17 protein-coding genes are annotated in these 19,566 nt (G+C 44.5%); 5 read left to right on the top strand and 12 right to left on the bottom strand.

What is annotated here, in order from left to right; all coding sequences use genetic code 11:
• Positions 1–34: 34 nt before the first annotated feature.
• From HUB64_RS05000 to HUB64_RS04970, 7 genes are all read right to left on the bottom strand, one after another.
• Positions 35–982, bottom strand: a complete 948-nt coding sequence (locus tag HUB64_RS05000) for a hypothetical protein (protein ID WP_173245553.1) — start codon at positions 980–982, stop codon at positions 35–37.
• Positions 983–1,039: 57 nt separating this feature from the next.
• Positions 1,040–1,654 (bottom strand): GTP cyclohydrolase II, encoded by a 615-nt coding sequence (ribA, locus tag HUB64_RS04995; protein WP_006087423.1) that lies wholly within the window; start codon positions 1,652–1,654, stop codon positions 1,040–1,042.
• Positions 1,655–1,926: 272 nt separating this feature from the next.
• Positions 1,927–2,283 carry a YibL family ribosome-associated protein gene (locus tag HUB64_RS04990; RefSeq protein WP_028760414.1) on the bottom strand — a complete coding sequence of 119 codons (357 nt, stop codon included), beginning with the start codon at positions 2,281–2,283 and terminating at the stop codon, positions 1,927–1,929.
• A gap of 114 nt (positions 2,284–2,397) precedes the next feature.
• On the bottom strand, positions 2,398–2,859 hold the full coding sequence (gene nrdG / locus HUB64_RS04985; RefSeq protein ID WP_105252903.1) for an anaerobic ribonucleoside-triphosphate reductase-activating protein: 462 nt from the start codon (positions 2,857–2,859) through the stop codon (positions 2,398–2,400).
• A 103-nt stretch (positions 2,860–2,962) separates the two neighbouring features.
• Positions 2,963–5,080 carry an anaerobic ribonucleoside-triphosphate reductase gene (nrdD, locus tag HUB64_RS04980; protein WP_173496522.1) on the bottom strand — a complete coding sequence of 706 codons (2,118 nt, stop codon included), beginning with the start codon at positions 5,078–5,080 and terminating at the stop codon, positions 2,963–2,965.
• 261 nt (positions 5,081–5,341) lie between these two features.
• A complete protein-coding gene (locus tag HUB64_RS04975; protein WP_173496521.1) occupies positions 5,342–6,031 on the bottom strand; it encodes a hypothetical protein in 690 nt (229 codons plus the stop codon).
• A 119-nt stretch (positions 6,032–6,150) separates the two neighbouring features.
• On the bottom strand, positions 6,151–6,639 hold the full coding sequence (locus HUB64_RS04970; RefSeq protein ID WP_173496520.1) for a MarR family transcriptional regulator: 489 nt from the start codon (positions 6,637–6,639) through the stop codon (positions 6,151–6,153).
• Between the two features lie 146 nt (positions 6,640–6,785).
• Here HUB64_RS04970 and HUB64_RS04965 point away from each other — a divergent pair, with 146 nt between their 5' ends.
• On the top strand, positions 6,786–7,796 hold the full coding sequence (locus tag HUB64_RS04965) for an NADP-dependent oxidoreductase (protein WP_173496519.1): 1,011 nt from the start codon (positions 6,786–6,788) through the stop codon (positions 7,794–7,796).
• A gap of 135 nt (positions 7,797–7,931) precedes the next feature.
• Here HUB64_RS04965 and rssA read toward each other — a convergent pair whose 3' ends face one another.
• Positions 7,932–8,879, bottom strand: a complete 948-nt coding sequence (rssA, locus tag HUB64_RS04960; protein ID WP_105252908.1) for a patatin-like phospholipase RssA — start codon at positions 8,877–8,879, stop codon at positions 7,932–7,934.
• A gap of 250 nt (positions 8,880–9,129) precedes the next feature.
• On the opposite strand from rssA, the gene HUB64_RS04955 reads away from it, so the two are divergent.
• The 4 genes from HUB64_RS04955 to HUB64_RS04940 all read left to right on the top strand — a co-directional run bounded on the left by HUB64_RS04955 (position 9,130) and on the right by HUB64_RS04940 (position 12,245).
• Positions 9,130–10,485, top strand: coding sequence for a DEAD/DEAH box helicase (locus HUB64_RS04955; protein ID WP_173496518.1), 1,356 nt, complete (start codon positions 9,130–9,132; stop codon positions 10,483–10,485).
• A 203-nt stretch (positions 10,486–10,688) separates the two neighbouring features.
• Positions 10,689–11,126, top strand: coding sequence for a DUF3010 family protein (locus HUB64_RS04950; protein WP_028760422.1), 438 nt, complete (start codon positions 10,689–10,691; stop codon positions 11,124–11,126).
• Between the two features lie 48 nt (positions 11,127–11,174).
• On the top strand, positions 11,175–11,699 hold the full coding sequence (locus HUB64_RS04945; RefSeq protein ID WP_105252910.1) for a M48 family metallopeptidase: 525 nt from the start codon (positions 11,175–11,177) through the stop codon (positions 11,697–11,699).
• A 90-nt stretch (positions 11,700–11,789) separates the two neighbouring features.
• On the top strand, positions 11,790–12,245 hold the full coding sequence (locus HUB64_RS04940) for a hypothetical protein (protein WP_173497885.1): 456 nt from the start codon (positions 11,790–11,792) through the stop codon (positions 12,243–12,245).
• Between the two features lie 371 nt (positions 12,246–12,616).
• On the opposite strand, the gene HUB64_RS04935 is transcribed toward HUB64_RS04940, so the two are convergent.
• The 4 genes from HUB64_RS04935 to HUB64_RS04920 all read right to left on the bottom strand — a co-directional run bounded on the left by HUB64_RS04935 (position 12,617) and on the right by HUB64_RS04920 (position 19,538).
• Positions 12,617–13,918, bottom strand: coding sequence for a peptidoglycan DD-metalloendopeptidase family protein (locus tag HUB64_RS04935; protein WP_028760425.1), 1,302 nt, complete (start codon positions 13,916–13,918; stop codon positions 12,617–12,619).
• Positions 13,919–14,182: 264 nt separating this feature from the next.
• On the bottom strand, positions 14,183–17,239 hold the full coding sequence (locus tag HUB64_RS04930; RefSeq protein ID WP_173496517.1) for an SbcC/MukB-like Walker B domain-containing protein: 3,057 nt from the start codon (positions 17,237–17,239) through the stop codon (positions 14,183–14,185).
• On the bottom strand, positions 17,236–18,381 hold the full coding sequence (locus HUB64_RS04925; protein WP_173245580.1) for an exonuclease SbcCD subunit D: 1,146 nt from the start codon (positions 18,379–18,381) through the stop codon (positions 17,236–17,238). The genes HUB64_RS04930 and HUB64_RS04925 overlap by 4 nt, the downstream gene beginning before the upstream one ends.
• Positions 18,382–18,764: 383 nt before the next feature.
• The gene (locus HUB64_RS04920) at positions 18,765–19,538 is read right to left on the bottom strand and encodes a TSUP family transporter (protein ID WP_173245583.1); all 774 of its coding nucleotides are present in this window, start codon (positions 19,536–19,538) and stop codon (positions 18,765–18,767) included.
• Positions 19,539–19,566 lie beyond the last annotated feature (28 nt).

The following is a 19,566-nucleotide window of genomic DNA, read 5'->3' as shown; positions in this document are numbered from 1 at the left end:
AGTCTTTGTAATACAGCCCGTAATGGATGATAACCTAGATAGGAAAGCTAAACATTAAACGCCAAACATTGAGCCCATCGCCACGACGATAACTGAATCCGATGCGATCAACACTCAATAATTCACCGCCTAACGGCTTAGAAAAGGCAAGGGAGAAGCCTGCCTCATAGCTGCCAGAAACAATAGTATCTTGCTCTATCTCGCTAATAAATCTAAGTTCATTGAAATACCAATAGCCTACAGCAAAGATCCTTGGTTGCACCTGCAGATCCCACCATTGCCAGCGTGGTGCTAACCCTAAATCAACACCTGTTTGTAGTACTGCAAATTGATCCGAAAACCTACCATAGTGCTCGCTGTACCCAGCAAAGCGTAATCTCGATACCCACACAGCATCCTGCCCTGCTAAGGTAAAGTCATACAAGCTACTGATCCCTGAGGCGATAATAGCAACGTTATCGTTTTTATCGAAGTTAGTGCCAAAACCGATATCTAAATACCCTTCCATTCGAGTATTTTCGCTCGCCTGCCAATGATGCTCAAAACCTGGGGTAACCGTCATAGTACCTATCGACGACGGTAACTCGCCTTCAGTGATATCTTTGGCTAAATAATCAAAAAAGCCAAAGGAGATAGGTAAACGTAACCAAGTTTGGCTACCGCTATCTTTCTTCAAATCAAAAGTTAACGGAATACTAACGACGGTCGCATTTTGGTTTGCAGCGCGGTAAACGCCAGTGCCAAGATAACTACCAAAGGCGTAAACAGAATTTGGATTAGCACTAGTTTCTATCAGATTACTACCATTAGCATTACTATTAGATGCATGATTGATAGAAAAGCCGGAATCATCCGCTTGAGATGCAGATATGAATGTATTTGTAGCGGAAATACTATCGGCAAAGGTGGTAGAAATAACGCTCAGTAATGCCAAGCACATTAGCGACAAGCTTAATAGCAACCGACTGAAACAATGGCTCAATTGACTTAAACCTTCCTCATTTTTAACTCAATCGGTCGACTCATCATGATGACAAAATTACTTATTTTCATCCATAAAATGATATTCAGACATCATGTGTCCAAGCTCAGTGGATTTAGTTTTTAAGTACGCTTCGTTATAACGATTTTTACCAACTTGCAGCGGTACGCGCTCAACCACTTCGATGCCAAACTCCTTCATCGCTTTCACTTTACGCGGATTATTGGTCATCAAACGCACATGCTTCACCCCTATCTGTTCCAGCATAGGCTTGATCATGTCGTATTTACGCATATCCGCTTCGAAACCGAGTTGCTCGTTGGCTTCAACCGTGTTGGCGCCTTTATCTTGCAGCTCATAGGCGCGAATTTTATTCAGCAAACCAATGCCACGGCCTTCTTGGCGTAAATAGAGGATAAAGCCACTGCCCGTTTCCGCAATATTTTGCATGGCAGCTTGTAACTGAAAACCACAGTCACAACGCAAGCTAAATAAAGCATCGCCGGTTAAACACTCGGAATGAATACGGCCCAACACAGGTTCATCCGCACTGAGTGTACCGAATGTGAGCGCAACATGCTCTTTACCTGATTCGGTATCTTCAAAACCATGCATGGCAAACACGCCCCAAGGAGTGGGTAACTTTGACGTCGCGACATATTTTATCGACATACTTAACCTTAACGACAACTCTCATTCCATGAGACGAATAAGATCCCTAGAAACAAAACGAGGATTAGGCACTTAGCCAACTAAGCGCACTATTCTAAAGTGTTTTCGAACAATCCAGAAATACTTTAGTGTTTTAATCAACTAAACCAAACATGAATGTCTTTTCGATGGGCAGCACGAAGGAATGGATTAAAACGAAGCAGTGCATTAAATACAGGAGCACAAACACGTGATCGACACTCGATCCCGTGCCAGTGACATCCAATCCCACATTAAAATTTTGCGGGAGCGTATCCAGTAACTTCCGTTAGCCCCATTTCACGGCCGATAGCCGTCATAGGGTGGATTACCACAAGCCCTTTGACAGACTTTTTCAGTTTGCCCATGTCCGCTTGTTCCGCTTTTGTCAAAGCACGATGGAAAGGCAAACCTTTGATATCTGACCCTTGCTTATTCAATAAGCGGGTTTGTTGCCCTTTCACACTGCCGATTTGCTTAGTGACCGCAGCGATTTCGCGTTTGAACTGGGCAATAATGACGTCATCGCCTCTTTGTTCAGCCGCAGCAAGTTTACGACGAAATTTATCTAATTTATCGTTAAGCTGCTGCAGTTCTTGCTTTAAATTCATTCTGTTACCTTAAATTACCTAAGTTAGCCACAGTAAAATCTTAGCCTGATTATGCTAGCGTCTGTGTCAAGGCCTGAGATTATAGCAGCAAGTTACAGATCCTCGTTACCGCTTTTATAACAAACGAATGATCTGATTGCTGCTACCGCGAAAGACAAGACTCGGATCGGCAAGACTTTGTTCAAATTTTCCGTCCACCAGCACATCAATATAGGCCAACACGGCGCGCTGTTCATCACTCAACTCATCGAGCACATAACCTGTCCACAGCCAAATATCCTTCCCCTTACACTCAGCCTTGACTCGTTTGACGAGCGTCAAAATGGCACTGAGATTGACAGGCAATAAAGGATCGCCGCCCGAAAGCGATAAACCACGGCGCACAATCCGCTGATCATTGAGATCGGCAATAATCCTATCTTCCATCGTCCTATCAAACACATGCCCAGAACGGGGATCCCACGTGCTTTGGTTGTAACAACCGCGGCACTGGTGCTCACAGCCAGAGACAAACAAGGTCGCACGCGTACCTGGGCCATTGACCACATCGATAGGGAAATACTGATGGTAATTCATTGATGGTTACTCACAGTGCATTTCATCTTTTAACATTGGTACTTATCCCATAGCACCATTGATGCCACGGAATAAGTCTAACAGGCAGAATAAGGTAATAGTGTTACAAGTGTTTGATCCTGCGTTTTACTTCTTCTTGCTTGCCATAATTAAAAGGCCGCGCATCAGGACTGCCTAAGTAACCGCACACACGGCGCGTCACAGAAACCCGACTAGGTTCATGATTGCCACACTTAGGGCAAGTGAACCCTTTACTGGTACAACTAAATTCGCCGGTAAAGCCACAGTCGTAGCATTCATCAATTGGCGTGTTAGTGCCATAGTAAGGCACGCGGCTGTAGCTATAATCCCAGACGTTTTCCAGCGCTTCGAGGTTATGCTGCATATTGGGATATTCACCGTAACAAATAAAACCACCGTTCGCGATAGCGGGATATGGCTGTTCAAAATCAATTTTATCGTAAGGGTTAACACTTTTTTCCACATCGAGGTGAAAACTATTGGTGTAATAGCCCTTATCTGTCACCCCTGTGACTAGCCCAAATTGCTTCGCATCCAGTTTACAAAAACGGCTGCAGAGACTCTCACTTGGCGTGCTATACAGACTAAAGCCATAACCTGTTTCGGCCTTCCACGCATCGGTAGCCGCTTTAAGATAAGCTACAATAGCGACGGCTTTGTCCCTTAATTGTGCATCGTCAAATACATGGGTTTGGGTGCCATAGAGTGCATTCATGGTTTCATGCAGGCCAATGTAACCGAGTGAAATCGAAGCGCGGCCATTTTTAAAGATTTGCGCCACATCATCATCAGCGCGCAAGCGTACACCACAGGCGCCTTCCATATAAAGGATAGGTGCCACGCGGGCTTTAACACCATTCAGTCGCTCAATACGGGTATCCAACGCTTTACGGGCTAATACTAATCTGTCATCTAAAATACGATAAAATTCAGTCTCATCGCCATTGGCTTCTAAGGCAATCCGCGGCAGGTTTAAACTGACCACTCCCAAATTATTGCGCCCTTCATGCACAAGCTCGCCATTTTCTTCATAGGTGCCTAAAAAGCTACGGCAGCCCATTGGGGTTTTAAATGAACCGGTCACTTTCTCGACTTGCTCGTAGTTGAGAATGTCGGGATACATGCGCATTGTCGCGCATTTGAGCGCCATCTGTTTTACATCGTAATTGCAATCGCCCGCTTTATGATTAATACCATCGCGAATCGCAAACACTAGCTTAGGGAATACTGCAGTCTTGCGATTTTTACCCAATCCCGCCATCCGCACTTTGAGCATTGATTGCTGAATTAAGCGTGATTCCCATGACGTGCCTAAACCAAACCCAAAGGTCACGAACGGTGTTTGGCCATTGGCAGTGTGTAAAGTATTGACCTCATATTCCAAAGACTGGAATGCATCGTGACATTCTTTTTCAGTTTGTGCCGTAGCAAAGGCTTTGGCATCGGTGATCTTCCAATTCAGGGCAATTTGGTAATGCTTGTCGTAGCTCTTAGCGACAAATGGCGCTAACACTTCATCGATACGGTTGATAGTTGTGCCGCCATAGATATGACTCGCCACTTGGGCAATGATCTGCGCGGTCACAGCTGTCGCTGTTGAAATAGACTTAGGGGTTTCAATTTCGGCATTACCCATTTTAAAGCCGTGGGTCAACATGCCAGCTAAATCAATCAACATGCAGTTAAACATCGGGAAAAACGGCGAGTAATCTAGGTCGTGGTAATGGATCTCGCCCGCTTCATGGGCAGCGACCACATCCTTTGGCAAAATATGACTCTTGGCGTAATGTTTCGCGACTATGCCCGCGAGTAAATCCCGCTGAGTAGGAATGACTTTTGAATCTTTATTAGCATTTTCATTGAGTAAAGCCGCATTGCTTTGCTCAACTAAACCACGGATTTCGAGGTTGAGTTTACTGGTCGCTTCACGGCACACATCTCTGTCGTGACGGTATTCGATATACACCCGCGCAAGGGACTTGTACGGCCCTTCCATCAGTAAATTCTCAACCGCATCTTGTAGATGGTGGATATCGACTTCAGCTAATGGCGCGACGCTCTGACTGATACACGCTGCCACTGTCGCTGCATAGTCGCCATCCTCTATTCCAACTGAGTTTGCAGCGGCATTCACTGCATCCCTTATCCTTGTTTCATCAAAAGGTGTGCGGCAACCATCACGCTTAATTACGACTGGCATTGTTCAGTTCCTCTCCATCTCGCCTAAAAATTAACACTACATCTAGTGATTTTAAAAGCACAAAACACAATATGTAGAGCATTAGGCTACAATGACGGTAAGGAGTCCATGATCCAGATCATAGTTTTTAGGATGAAATAAAAGAACAAACAAGAACTGCAGCTAGGCCCAATTATCTGAAAATTGCGCCTTGACCTGCTGATTAAACCCAGCTAGTTGAATGCGTGACAATTTGTGTTTATCACGCACTATGGATGTGAATTAACGTTTAGCAAGCGCAAGATAACTACTGAGTTGGCCCGATGCAGATTGATGCGCCCCCATAGATGAAGCGAGTTGCATCATAGATTTTAGCCCCTGCCACTGCTGCTTTTGAGCATCCGTAAGCGGAGGTTCAGAATTCAAATAATCCGTCAATTGGCTAAGGACTTTCGTGGCCTTCTGGGCTAGCACCGGCGACTGAGCATCATCCATATTGGTTAAGACGTTCTTAGCATCAACTAAGGTATTGATAAGAGGATTATTAGGTGATTTTTTAGCTAATGATTTTATTTCATCATCTAAAAAATCTTGCAACGATTGTTTAGTCGGCGTTGTTGTGCTCGGCACTGTAATACCGTTTTTCGATAAACGCTCGAGTTGCACATCCGATAAAATGCCATCTTTTTGTAAGCGCGACACCAATGCGGGAATATCGGCGACGCCAAATTGACCATCGGCAAAAAAATCCTTCGCCATCGATTGAATTTTCTGTGCGCGTTGCGCCCTTGGCGACAGCGCTATCTCATCGGTTTTACCGTTATCGGGTTTGGTAGCATCCGTCTGCGTTTTATTTGTTTCTGTCGTAGTATCGGTTTTAGCCGTGCTCGTCTTTTGGCTATTGGCACCATAGGCATCGGCGATACTGGCACTGCTGCGATTAAGATTAAAGGCATTTAAAATAGAATTCATCGTCAAAAATTCGGCGTCTAAGACTCAATGACGGTTTTAAAGCAAAAACTAAGCCAATCAAGTATTAATCAGTGCAACCCCTGAGTTAATAGCATCACTATGCATAAACTAACTTATATCTAGGACTGTATGTCTTCGATCAAGGCAAGACATTGCCGCCTTAGTAAATCGAGTGCCTCAGCGTCCATCTGCACTTTATCAAGCAAGGTTTGCTTCAAGGCAAGAGCTTCGTGCCTGATACCCTCTCCTTGACTTGTCAGAGTGATCAGCTTTTTCCGCTCATCTTCAACGCAGGCTAATCGCGTAATCAACCCCTTCAACTCTAACCGCTTGACGATTGGCGTTAGGGTTCCCATATCGAGTTTAGTCGCCATTGATAGTTGGGTTTGGCTGCAGCTGTTTTGACGCCACAGGGTTTGCATCACTAAATATTGAGGGAAAGTTAACTCGTATGCCTCGAGTAGAGGCCGATAAGCACGCACTAATGCATTGCTCGCAGAATATAACGCGAAACAAACATTATCGGATAAACAGAGTGGATCGCTAGAAGCTTGGCTATGAGTCTGTTTTGTAGCGTCTAGCTCATGTTGAGGTAAGCAATTCTGCACGTTTAAGCGCCTGTCATTTAAACATAACGCTATCTTATCCGATCTGCGCCACCCCATCTAGTTTGCGCGCAAACTATTTGCATTCAATCTTAAAGCCACGTAGAGTTAACATCATTAGTTTGCGCACAAACAAAAGGTGAGTTTTTATGAAGAGTATGACTGAAACCCGTGAAATCCATCTAGCTAGTCGCCCAGAAGGCATGCCTACAGCACAGAACTTTACTTTAGTAAATAAAGCGTTAGCACCGCTCGCTGATGGACAAGTGCTGATTAAAAATCTATGGATGTCGGTTGACCCTTACATGCGCGGGCGCATGGTTGATCGCAAGAGTTATGTTCCGCCCTTCGCCTTAAATCAAGTCTTAGAAGGCGGTGCGATTGGTGAAGTTATCGCGTCAAAAAACACCGAGTTCCCGGTTGGTACTAAAGTCAGCAGCATGCTAGGTTGGCGTGAACACGCAGTCACAGATACCGCAGGACTGACAGCTTTACCACTAACTACGCTTGATAATTCACATTTCCTCGGCGTACTCGGAATGCCAGGCATGACAGCTTGGACAGGACTGACTCGCATTACAGATTTAAAAGCGGGTGAGACACTGTTCGTTTCCGCCGCCTCTGGCGCAGTAGGTAGCGTAGCCTGCCAAATTGGTAAACTAATAGGTGCTCGTGTAATAGCCTCTGTCGGTTCAGATGAAAAAGCTGAATTATTAAAAAGTTATGGTGTTGATGCGGTCATCAATTACAAAACTTGTGGCAATCTCACCCAAGCGTTGACAAAAGCCGCCCCAGAAGGAATTGACGTGTATTTTGAGAACGTCGGTGGCGAGCATTTAGCCGCAGCGCTGAGCAATATGAAAGATCATGGACGTATCGCTGTTTGCGGTATGATTTCGCAATATAACAACACAACTCCAACACCTGGCCCTGACAACTTAGCCCTAATTGTAATGCGAAAACTCAAGTTAGAAGGTTTTATCGTATCCGAACATTGGGCGCATTATCCTGAGTTCACCGCAAAAATGGCTCAATGGTTAGCGGAAGACAAAGTCAAAGCAGAACAAACAATTTATCAAGGGCTTGAACAAGCACCTGATGCTTTTATCGGTCTATTTGAAGGTAAGAATCGCGGTAAAATGTTGGTAAAACTAGCCTAAGTCACCAACAAAGCGGTATAAACATCTCAATATGAGATAGCAAATAGTCGGTATCGCGAAAGTGATACCGACTTTTGTTTATCTTGCAATCAAACACTATCTATATGAAAGCTTTTGACTCTACATTTTGCATCATCAGCCTTTCCAGAGCGCAGCTTCAATCAAGTGGGCGACTTTCTCCACCGCAGCTTCGCCGGCGGCAATCGCCTCATCAGCACGGTGAAACTCCATAGTGCCGATATTTCCCACCTCTGGCACAATACAAATATCTGGTGGATCGCCCATCAACCGCGCCCGCTTATGTCTTTGCTCTAAAATACCCATAGATTGCGACATCACAGCAATCATCCCCGGATTCGATTTAGTGCCGAGCGAAAACTTATCGGTTAGGTTACTGACATAATCTCGGCCACGGGCAAATAAATCCATAAAGCCCGTTTCTTGTCGCGCTGGCATATCCATTTCAGCTTGGACAGTCCTTTGGCTGGTCATATTCACGGGTAACACTTGGATACGCCCAGAATGATAACCATATAAATCCACTGCAATCACTACATCAACGCCCATGGCACGGCTAACCGAAACAGGAACAGGATTCACCACAGCGCCATCGACTAACCAGCGTTCTCCTTGTCTGACAGGGGCTAAAATCCCCGGCATGGAGCAAGAGGCCCGTACCGCTTGCCGTAAATCCCCTTCAGTAAACCAAATTTCCTGACCAGAGTATAAGTCAGTCGCGACGGCTGCAAAGGGACGATTGAGATTCTCAATATTCACATCTCCTATACGTGCATGCAGCACATCGAACACCTTGTCTCCGCCGATAAGCCCGCCCTTACGCCATCGAATATCCATCAAGCCAAGCACGTCCCAACTAGAAAAACCGCGCACCCATTTTTCTAACTCGGGTAAATGATCATGGGCGTAAGCGGCACCCACTAAAGCCCCCACCGAACATCCAGCCACTTTATCGGGCTTAATACCCATGGCAGCTAAACCATTCAATACACCTATATGTGCCCAACCTTTCGCCGCCCCACTGCCCAAGGCAATACCTACCGAAGGGGTTGTTCCGTTAGCCATAAATCATTTCTCCTGTAACTCAATGCAGTACACGATAACGTAAAATCCTGCCATATCCACTGTCAATCGGTAAAAACGACACAATTAAGAGGTTGTAATACCAATGTAAATAAATACAATCAACAGAGCATAAATGGCACACTTTCTACATCAATCCGTGCATGAAGCAGAGATAATCACCGATGTGGATAGCTGAGCAAGGGCGATTAAGGCTATAATCTGCCCTTACTAAGATTTAGGGGATATACCTTTGCAATTTACCGATTTTTCTCTGGACCAGCGTCTGCTTCAAAGCATAAAACATATGGGGATCACAGAACCCACCGCCATCCAGGAACAAGCACTGCCTATCGCATTGGCAGGTAAAGATTTAATGGCGTCATCAAAAACGGGCTCAGGTAAAACCTTAGCGTTTTTGTTACCCGCATTGCAAAGAGTCATTTCTACCCGCTCACTGTCGAAACGTGATCCTAGAGTCTTGATTTTATTACCGACTCGCGAACTAGCACATCAGGTTTATAGTCAGCTTCGCCTCCTTGTCGCCAACACCCAATACAAGGCCATCAGCGTACTGGGCGGTGAAAACTTTAATGACCAAGCCAAAGCCTTAGCGAAAGAACCGCATTTTATTGTCGCGACTCCAGGCCGTATCGCCGATCATTTAGAACAGAAGCATCTTTTTCTCAATGGCTTAGAGTTATTAGTCCTCGATGAAGCCGACCGCATGTTAGATTTAGGCTTTGCCCCGCAGTTAAAAGCCATCAACGATGCAGCCGATCATAAACGCCGTCAAACTCTGATGTTTTCTGCCACGTTAGATCACGACGAAATCAATGATATCGCAGCAACATTACTAAAAAATCCAGCGCACGTGGCGATTGGCGCGGCTCACTCTGAGCATAACGATATTCATCAACGTATCTTTTTATGTGACCACTTAGACCATAAAGAAGCGTTATTAGCCCGTTTGCTCAAAGATGAAACCCATAAACAAGTGATTATTTTTACCGCGACGCGTCCAGATACTGAGCGCTTAGCCGCTAAATTAACCACGCAAGGTTTTGCAACCGCCGCACTCAGCGGTGATTTAAAGCAGGCCGCACGAAACCAAATCATGGACCAATTTGCCCGTGGCCAACAACAAGTACTAGTGACAACCGATGTCGCCTCTCGCGGCCTGGATTTGCTCAATGTGTCCTTGGTCGTTAACTTCGACATGCCTAAATTTGCCGAAGAATACGTGCATCGTATCGGCCGTACTGGTCGTGCAGGCGCAAAAGGTGATGCGATATCGCTCGTCGGGCCAAAAGATTGGGACAACTTTAAGAAAGTCCAAGTCTTCCTCAGAAAAACCTTTGAGATCAGCACAATTCCAGGCCTAGAAGCTAAATTTAGTGGTCTAAAAAGCAAAGCTAAACAAACGCCAGTAAAACGTGTTGCTAAAGCGGAGCTTGCTAAAGGTAAGAGCAAAAGAACCAAAGCAACCACACCAGCACCGTCGCGGGATAAGCGTTTCATCACGGGCGTGGATGTCGGCGATGCTCCTATGCGTAGAAAACCTGCTGCGGCACAATTACTGCAAGATAATGATACTGAAGAAGTTTAAAACTAATTTATGCATAAAGGCCGGTGGATTTAACATCAGATATTATCTCTGATACAAATCACATAGGCATGATCTAATACTGGAAATTGACATACTAAAATTATCAGTCTGTCGCCAAGCGAATCAAAAGCGCATGGTAAACACTGATCCTCATGTCATTTCCAGCTACAATAGCGCTATTATCGATATTTTGAAGGTGTAACATGAGAGTTTGTGGTGTTGAATTAAAAGGTGGCGAAGCCATTATCAGTTTATTGAGCTATGAAGGTGAAACCTTCAATGTGCCAGAATGCCGTAAGGTGTCTTTCACCGTTTCCCAATCTGCTACCACAGAAGCTATTCGTGAGTTTCACTTCGCTTTTCATAAGCTTATGCAAGATTATCGCGTTGATGAAGTTGTCATCATAGAACGTGAGCAAAAAGGTAAACTCGCGGGTTCAGCGACAAGCTTTAAACTTGAAGCAGCCATTCAATTAGGGGAATTACCTGTCAGTCTATTGTCTCCTGTCACTATCAAAGAGCAAAACAAGCGCAATCCACCCCAAGTTGATTTCGATAGTTTAGATCTTAAAAAAGTACAGCAGTTAGCTTTCGAAGCCGCTTATGCCCATCAAAATCGCCGAATTTTTGGCAAAGTATAAGTAATGTGATGAACTCAGGCTCCGAAGTCATTCGGAGCTAAATCCTCTATGAATCCATTAAAGTACTTAAACGGTTACAGCCTTGATATTCAACAGCAGGTACAGCAACATCTCGATGCTGGCACATTACCCAAGCTATTGCTGAAACGTCATCCTGTCATACATAGCGTTCGTAGCGATAAAGCGCTGTACGACTATACTCAGACGATTAAAAATCAATTTTTACGCCAGTCCTCCCCGCTCTCAAAAGTGATATTTGATGACAAAATTAATATTAGCCATCATGCACTTGGCTTGCATTCTTACGTAGCACGAGTTCAAGGCAATAAAATCAAAGCGAAGAACGAAATTCGCATTTCTTCGCGTTTAAAGCGTGTGCCAGAACCTTTGTTGCGTATGGTCGTAGTACATGAATTAGCCCATTTAAAAGAAAAAGATCACAACAAAGCTTTCTATAATTTGTGTACCCACATGGAGCCGGATTATCACCAGTTTGAATTTGATTTGCGCTTATTATTGACTTGCATCGACGCTAACATATCCCCTTATTCTACAGATAAAGTCGATACCTAACCTTCGTATATTTTTCGCCCAAAACTTGACTGATAATAGTTTTCATTTAGAATGCTGAAGTATCTCACGCAGGAGAACTCAGTAATGACAATGACGAAACAGAATATCGATAAACTTTTGAGCAAATGGTGTAAAAAACAAGCTAAAAAGTTACTCAAAACACAGGCGAAATCTGTTTCAAGTTCAGGAAAAGTGATTCCATCCTTATCTCGTCTGAACACCCTGACTGATAAATCTTTGACGAATAAAAAGGCTCAACGAAAGCACCTCACCCAATTACTCTCTAAGCATATTGCTCAGCAAGAATTTGCCCATAGCAATAAGTCAACACTCAAAAAACAATTAAAACTCGCGAAAGCTAATTTTATTGCCGCAAATGATGCGACATTTTCATCGACTATTATTACTCGACTTTCTCCTTTACCCACGGAACACAGCTTTGCATTACGTCCCTTTAAAAAATCACCCTGTGGTGGCTGTCCCGCATTAAAAGGTAAATTGTGCAAGTGCGCATTAAAAGTAATGCAAAGGCGCCACGCAAGCTGATAGGCACGATTTAGCACTGCATTTGGGTTCTCTGTTCAGTCCTTAATAAAAAACGTTATAAGCTCTTCAGCCGCACAATTTTCCTCTTCACAACCTTTTGAATGACTCGCTATAACACTTCTAACTGAAGATCCTATCTATTTTATCCCCTTATGTTTTATCGCCACGACTTCGAGTCGAACAAATTTTAAGCTTTTATACAACTCGAACAGTACTCGTGATAGCAGGAAAATGTCTACCATAATAAGTATTGTGGAAACAAAAATGCCGATGAAATTTTCATTTCATCGGCATTGATAAACTCTTCTAGAAAGTCAGTGCTATTGTTTATTCAAACTTTGATACTATAAATTCTATTAGCTTAGGTTTGGCTAACCTAAGTTCATTATAGCTTCACGACTCTTCACCATATTAGTGAATGTGCGTAAATCTTGATTCGCTAACTTGCTCGACATAGGAATATCGGCTTTCAACGGATCAACAGGTTTACCATTGATATGGAATTCATAATGCAAATGCGGGCCAGTCGAACGACCTGTATTACCAGATAAAGCAATCACTTGACCGCGAGTTACACGTTGACCTTTACGCACTAACGCCTTAGACAAATGTAGGTAACGGGTACGGTACTTACCACCATGTTCAATCACAATATACTTACCAGCAAACTGATGGTCCGTCACTAAACTGACAATTCCATCACCAGGTGCAACAACTTTAGTCCCGATCGGCACAGAAAAGTCTGTTCCATTATGGGGAGAAATACGCCCTGTGATTGGGTGTTTGCGATGGCTGTTAAAACGTGAACTCATACGCGGTTGTTTAGCTAACGGATAACGTTGGAATGCCCGAACTAAACTCTGACCTTTAGCATCATAATAACTACCATCAGAATATTGATATGCACTAATTTCAGAACGGCCACTTTTAATACTGACGCCTAAAATTTGGCTACTTCCCGTCGGTTCACCTTCAACATATTGATCATTTACCAAAACTGAGAATTTGTCGCCAGCTCGTAAATCACGGGCAAAATTCAATTTTTCTTTGAGTAAATCTTCAATTCGCTGAATATCTGCAGCGGCTAAGCCCATTTTTTGGGCTGAAACGTAGAAAGAACCTTTAATATCGCCAGTCAAAATTCGATTTTGCCAAACACCTTCAACGTTCACTTCTTCAACATTAAAACTACCGTCTTCATAACGCGTAAAAACCACTTGGCGGGCAGCGTTAAAATAAAGTTCTAATTTTTGTAACTGACCTTCACTATCAAGCCAAAATTGCATTCTGTTACCAGGTAACAAGGTATCAAGTGCCAAAATGTTTAAATCAGCTTCTAAAACCTTATACATAGTCTGCTGATCAACACCCGCCTTGGAAAATAACCCACTTAAGGTATCACCGGAAACGATAATTCGCTCAAACTGGGGAGCATTATTAATGAGTGCAGCTTGATCTAGGACTTCAGGTTCAGAAACTTGAGGGAGAATATTTTCAATATCGAGAACAACAGGGATACGCTGAGCAGTTGGCGTAACATGGTTATTATTCGGCATCAACATCGCAGCACCCATCAACAAACTACCCATTAATAGAATGTTCTTTTGGGTCGATGATAAGTTCTGCAAACGGGTTTGCGATAAGTTGATAAAGTTGGGTTTGCCTGTTTGCAACGCTTTTCACCTTTCGTTAACTTTGCGTTCTATTTTTGACCAGTCCCTTTGAGGGAAGCCCGAATTTTTTCCAACTTATATCAAAAAACCGATTATGACAAACGCTATTTCACTCTTTTGTTGTACCATTAATGAAAAACATGCGCTAGTTGGCATTTCCAACTCACTTTGTGTGTATTATCCGAATGTTAAACACACAGGAGATACAATAAATAACACTTATAAAACAATTTGTTATTTATCGCACTCTGTGAGAATGAGCAACTAAGGCAAAACTATCGTCATTTCGCTCCCATGTGAGGTTTTATTGATGTCGATGCGGGTATTTATCTGCTCTTTCATTTCCGACACGTGCGAGATCACCCCTATCATGCGGCCAGAGGATTGCAAATCCATCAGGGTCCGAATGGCCAGTTCTAAAGAATCTTGATCTAAACTGCCAAAGCCTTCATCGATAAATAAAGTATCGAGTTTAATACCACCTGCATAGGCTTGCACGACATCAGATAGGCCTAACGCCATAGATAATGCTGCCATAAAACTTTCACCACCGCTTAAGGTGGCCACAGGACGCACTTTGGAGGTATAAGCATCTTCTACTTCTAATTCGAGCCCAGAAGCTTTGTTGCCCTTGGCCCTATCTTCCTTACGTAGTAAACGATAACGCCCTTTGCTCATTAGGTGTAGCCTGTGGCTTGCCTCTAACAACACATCGTCAAGCAGTACGCTTAACACAAAACGTTGCAGACTGATCTTATTACCTGTATTTCCATTAGCGACATCTGCAAGGGTGCCGATAACCGCATATTCATCTTCCAAAACCTTAGCTTTTGCATCGGCAATACTCAGCTGGGTTTGGGTTTGCATCAGTAATACTGTGCGCGTGTGAAGCAACTGCCATGCCTGCTCTGCTGCGTGTAATGCTTGCTGCGCGAACTCAAGCTCAGCAGCCAGCTTAATGCTATCAGGTGGCACTTTATCTTTAAGCTTAAGCGCTAACTGCTCGCACTGTGCCTTGGTCAAAGCACTGCGCTGTTGGTAAGCCTCAATCTCGCTGGCTAATGCACGCTGTTGTTCTTCATCCAGCATGGCCTCAAATAAGGCCTGTTGATCGGCAAAACCTGCTGCGACTAATTGCTGATTGAGTTGCTGCTGTGCACGCGTTTGCTGGGCTAATGCCGCCTCAGCAGCATTTTCAGCACCATTAAGTGCCGCTTTAGCCGCAACAAAAGATTGGCCAGTCTGTTGTTGGAGATCCCTAACACTAGTGATCTGTTGCTTAATTTGGCTGATACTTTGCTGATTTTGCGCGATTGCTGCAGTTAAGGCCTCAAGCGTTGCAAGCGCAGATGGAACACTTTGCTGCATGTGCGCTAACTGCCCCTGCAATAGATCCACTTTAGATTGCAGTGCACTGTCGTGTGTTTGTCCTTGCTCTAGCTTTTGTTGTAGATGCGTTTCCTGTGCGTGCAACAATGCAATCTCTTGCTGTAACAGCTGTAACTGCTGATGGGCTTGCTCCGCTTGAGTGAGTGAGAAAGCGTATTGCGACAAGGTATGTGTATGTTCGTCTAAAGGAATATCAACCGCAGTGCCCAATTGGACCGCGAGATCTTGTGCTTGCTGTTGCAAGGTTTCTAACTGCGTTTGTAGCCCACGATATTCCGCTCTGGCTTTGCTCAGGATTTCTTGAGCATTCGTTTCAGCCTCAAGTGCTAATTGCAGCGCTTCATCACTTGGGAGTGGATCTTGGCTTTGTGCTGGCTGTGGATGTGTTTGGCTGCCACAAACAGGGCAAGGTTCATCTTGCTGTAATTGCCGCGCTAAAATAGCGGCCTGTCCTTGATGCCAAGTCAACAATAAGGCTTTATATGTAACCTGTGCTTGCTGATGCTGAGCACTGAGTTGTCGCCCTTTGACTTTAGCCTCAACAAGTTTTGCCTGTGTCGACGATACCCTTGCCGCCACTTGTTGCCATTGCTGATAGGTAGACAATAACTGCTGTTGCTGCTGATGCGCTTGTTGCAATGAGAGGCGAGTTTCGCTGTTGGCCTGTAGTTGCGGCAGAGCGGATTCCAATTCACGGCGTTTTTGGACTGCGGTGGTTAACTCATTTTTGCTGTTCTGAAGTTGTATTTTCGCGCTAATGAGCTGCGCTTGCTCTTGTTCAAGGGTTTTATTAAGCCTATCCAATTCCCTGAGCTGCGGCCCTAAGGCATTCAGTTGCTGTTTGACCTGTTCCTGTTCGAGTAACGACGCTTCCAACACGGGCAAATCAGCGACCTTAAGCTCTGCGTTATCGAAGGCTTGTTTAGCATTGATTAATGCTGTTTTCGCATGTTCAAGGGAAAGACTTGCCGCCTTGGCTTCCTGCTCACGGGCCACAAACACCTCAAGCATGGGTGCCAAGTGCTGCGCCTGTTTAGCCAAATTCAGTTTGTAGGTTTGCGCAGCCATGTTTTCTTGCTGTGCATCAAGCGCAGCAACCGTTTGAGTTAAGGCATCAAACTGCACAAATTCGGCCAATAAATGCTGGGCGGCATCGCTGGTTTTTATCACCCATTGTTGCTGCTGTAATGCCTGTTCTTTCGCACTTTGGGCTGTTTCAAGTTCTGGCGTAAGCTTGGCTAATTCACAGCTAAGCTCGTCATCGGATGCTAAACCCGCACTTTGTAAAATGCCATCACGGCGGCTGCGTTGATCTTTCACTAAGGCGCGGATATCTGCAGCCTTACTTTTTAAGGAATCTTCAATACGTCGGTATATATGCGTTTGAAATAGCTGACTAAATATCAGTTCTCTTGCTTTGGAGTCTGCCATTAACAATTCGCGAAATTTCCCCTGCGGCAACACCATCACTTGGCGAAACTGCTCCACATCGAGGCCAGTTAAGGCTTCAATCTCAGCGGTTGCCTCAGAGACTTTGCTCGCTACAAGCAAACTTTCATTACCCGCGGCGTCTATCTTATATAACTGTGCTTCGGGCTTCTGCACCGTTGAGCCGTCACCGCTTTTTTTAACCCTGTCTTGTTCTGGCACACGGCGAATACGATAACTGCTATTACCCAACTGAAAACTAAAAGTGACTTCTGTTAGCAGACTATCATCGGCCATATCGCAGCGCATCTGGCTGCCTTCACGCTCATTACCAGTGGTTTTGCCATAGAGGGCAAAGCAAATACCATCGAGCAAGGTCGTCTTACCCGCACCAGTGGGTCCATTAATCAAAAACAACGGATTAGTCCCTAAGGCCGTAAAATCAAGTTCTTGAGTCGATGCAAAGGGGCCAAAGGCTGACATGGAAAGGCTAAGTGGTCTCATGCTTGGCGCTCCTCATTGTGTAGCTTAGTCAGGAGTTCATCCATCACGGCTTGCTGTGCTTGTGTTAATGACTCGCCGGACACTTGAGAGAAAAAGTCACGGAACATGTCCATCTCGCCTTTTTTGATATGATCTCGGCTCAAGGTGACTTGTTGCTGCCCCGCCATCAGACCAGTCCGCTCTAAATGCAGCACATTAGGGTAAACGGCTCTCAATTTTCCCATAGCATCTAAAATGGCATGTTTATCAAGAAGTCTGACCATAAGGTAGTCCTCACGCTTGATATCCGTTTTACCTTGGGCGAGTAATGTGGCTAACTCCCCTTCTAAGATGCGGACATCGCGTATTGACGTTAATGGCAATAAACTAATTTTAATCGGCGTTTGCGCGCTAAGTTCGACTAAGGTCACCGACTTATGTTGATGTTGTTCGCTAAAGGAATACTTCAAAATCGATCCTGAGTAGCGCACATGCTCTGCACCTTTGTATTGCGGTCCGTGCAAATGCCCAAGGGCGACATAATCAAACTCAGTAAATAGCGTTGGCGATATTTTATCAGCGCCACCAATGCTCAGTGGTCGCTCAGATTCTGACTCGCTACCACCATCCAAAAAACAATGGCTTATCACCACTTTCGGCAAACCTTGGCTATCGTGCTGGCGTACTTGTTCAAGCAATAGCGTCATTGCGGCCTCATGGCTTGCCGCCTCACACTCAAAAACTTGGCGCACTGTGGCAGGTTCGGCATAGGGCAAGGCATAAAACACCGCATCACCGCTTGAACTCGACAAAGTAATGGGATAAATATCAGCACTCAAAGGGCCAATAATATGTAACCCACTTGCCGCCATTTGTTTTGCTGCAAAACCTAAGCGCTCGTGACCATCGTGGTTACCTGCAATTATAATGACTTGCAGGCCTAAATCATGCACTAAGCGGTTAAGCACATCATCTAACAGCGCAACCGCATTCGCAGGCGGAATCGATCTGTCATAAATATCCCCCGCCACAATCACGGCATCCACCTTGTGTTCATCCGCTAGAGCAATAATTTGCTCGAGCACAAAGGCTTGATCATCCAGTAGTGATTGATTGTGTAATTGACGACCTATGTGCCAGTCCGAGGTGTGGATAAATTTCATAATCGCTCTTTTAAAGAAGTGGTGGCGCTAAACCCGAGCGCACATGCCGCCCGTCGATGCAAAATAAGACTGGCAAGATAGACACTGCACTTAAATCAATCGGATTAAATATGTACACAATATTTAAAATACACACCAAAACAATAAGAAGCCTAAAAAGTGTATTAAAAATGACAGGTAATACTATTCAAAAAACTTGAAAGAGTACACCTAACTCAAAGTAGGATGAGACGTTTTAAGTCGTCATTTGGCGGATCTTTTGGGTGATATCCACCTCAGCTTAACTTTTGAGCCAAGATGGACGCCACCAAGATACACTCATGCGCAGCTTAAAGAGCGTCTATTGATGAGTGAGTTTTATAAAATGCTTAATATCAAATAGTTTACGAAAATAAATTATATTGGCTCGCCAAAAGTTTAAAACTCATAGCAAGGGACATAGTCACCACCAACGGCTTAATAATCTTTGTACCTTTAGTGACCACGAGACGAGAACCCAAGGTTGCACCAATCGCTTGCCCTGCCAGCATGACTAATCCTAATAACCAAATCACTTTTCCGCCCAAGGCAAAGAAGATCAGCGAAGCAATGTTAGTGGAGAAATTAAGTAGTTTTGCGTGGGCAGTTGCTTTCGCCAAACCAAACCCCGCTAGCGATACAAAGGCCAGCGCAAAAAAGCTCCCAGTACCAGGGCCAAAAAAGCCATCGTACAATCCCACGCCCAATGCCGCAGTAAAGGCAAATGCGGTAGGAGTCAGCACTTGATGTTTATCATCTTCTGAAATCTTTTTCGAAAATAAAAAGTAACAACCAATAGCCAAAATCAAAAAAGGTAACATCAACTCCAGCACTTTAGTATCGACGAGTTGAACTAGAATCGTACCCAATGCCGCACCGATAAATGCACAAATCAAGGCTAACTTAACGGATTTAAGATCAACCAGCCCTTTACGGACAAAGTACAAACTCGCAAAAAAACTGCCGCCACAGGCCTGCAGCTTATTTGTCCCTAAGGCAACCGCAGGCGGCAAGCCTGCCCACATAAGTGCAGGAATGGTCAGCAAGCCTCCGCCACCGGCGATTGAGTCAATAAAACCAGCCACCATAGCGACGGCAAAAAGTATCGCTGCGATTTGTAGAGTCAGTTCAAATTCCATGATGATTTATTATTCTTCTGATAAAAAA

Source organism: Shewanella sp. ISTPL2 (assembly GCF_013283205.1).
Taxonomy (GTDB): domain Bacteria; phylum Pseudomonadota; class Gammaproteobacteria; order Enterobacterales; family Shewanellaceae; genus Shewanella; species Shewanella oncorhynchi.
This window is presented reverse-complemented; position numbering and strand designations above follow the sequence as displayed.

Coding starts and splice junctions, on each gene's coding strand:
- nrdD (WP_173496522.1), bottom strand. CDS start 5,080: ATGCCAGTCGTAATTAAGCGTGATGGTTGCCGCACACCTTTTGATGAA.
- HUB64_RS04940 (WP_173497885.1), top strand. CDS start 11,790: ATGACGAAACAGAATATCGATAAACTTTTGAGCAAATGGTGTAAAAAA.
- HUB64_RS04965 (WP_173496519.1), top strand. CDS start 6,786: ATGAAGAGTATGACTGAAACCCGTGAAATCCATCTAGCTAGTCGCCCA.
- ribA (WP_006087423.1), bottom strand. CDS start 1,654: ATGTCGATAAAATATGTCGCGACGTCAAAGTTACCCACTCCTTGGGGC.
- rssA (WP_105252908.1), bottom strand. CDS start 8,879: ATGGCTAACGGAACAACCCCTTCGGTAGGTATTGCCTTGGGCAGTGGG.
- nrdG (WP_105252903.1), bottom strand. CDS start 2,859: ATGAATTACCATCAGTATTTCCCTATCGATGTGGTCAATGGCCCAGGT.
- HUB64_RS04925 (WP_173245580.1), bottom strand. CDS start 18,381: ATGAAATTTATCCACACCTCGGACTGGCACATAGGTCGTCAATTACAC.
- HUB64_RS04990 (WP_028760414.1), bottom strand. CDS start 2,283: ATGAATTTAAAGCAAGAACTGCAGCAGCTTAACGATAAATTAGATAAA.
- HUB64_RS04930 (WP_173496517.1), bottom strand. CDS start 17,239: ATGAGACCACTTAGCCTTTCCATGTCAGCCTTTGGCCCCTTTGCATCG.
- HUB64_RS04950 (WP_028760422.1), top strand. CDS start 10,689: ATGAGAGTTTGTGGTGTTGAATTAAAAGGTGGCGAAGCCATTATCAGT.
- HUB64_RS04975 (WP_173496521.1), bottom strand. CDS start 6,031: ATGAATTCTATTTTAAATGCCTTTAATCTTAATCGCAGCAGTGCCAGT.
- HUB64_RS04920 (WP_173245583.1), bottom strand. CDS start 19,538: ATGGAATTTGAACTGACTCTACAAATCGCAGCGATACTTTTTGCCGTC.
- HUB64_RS04945 (WP_105252910.1), top strand. CDS start 11,175: ATGAATCCATTAAAGTACTTAAACGGTTACAGCCTTGATATTCAACAG.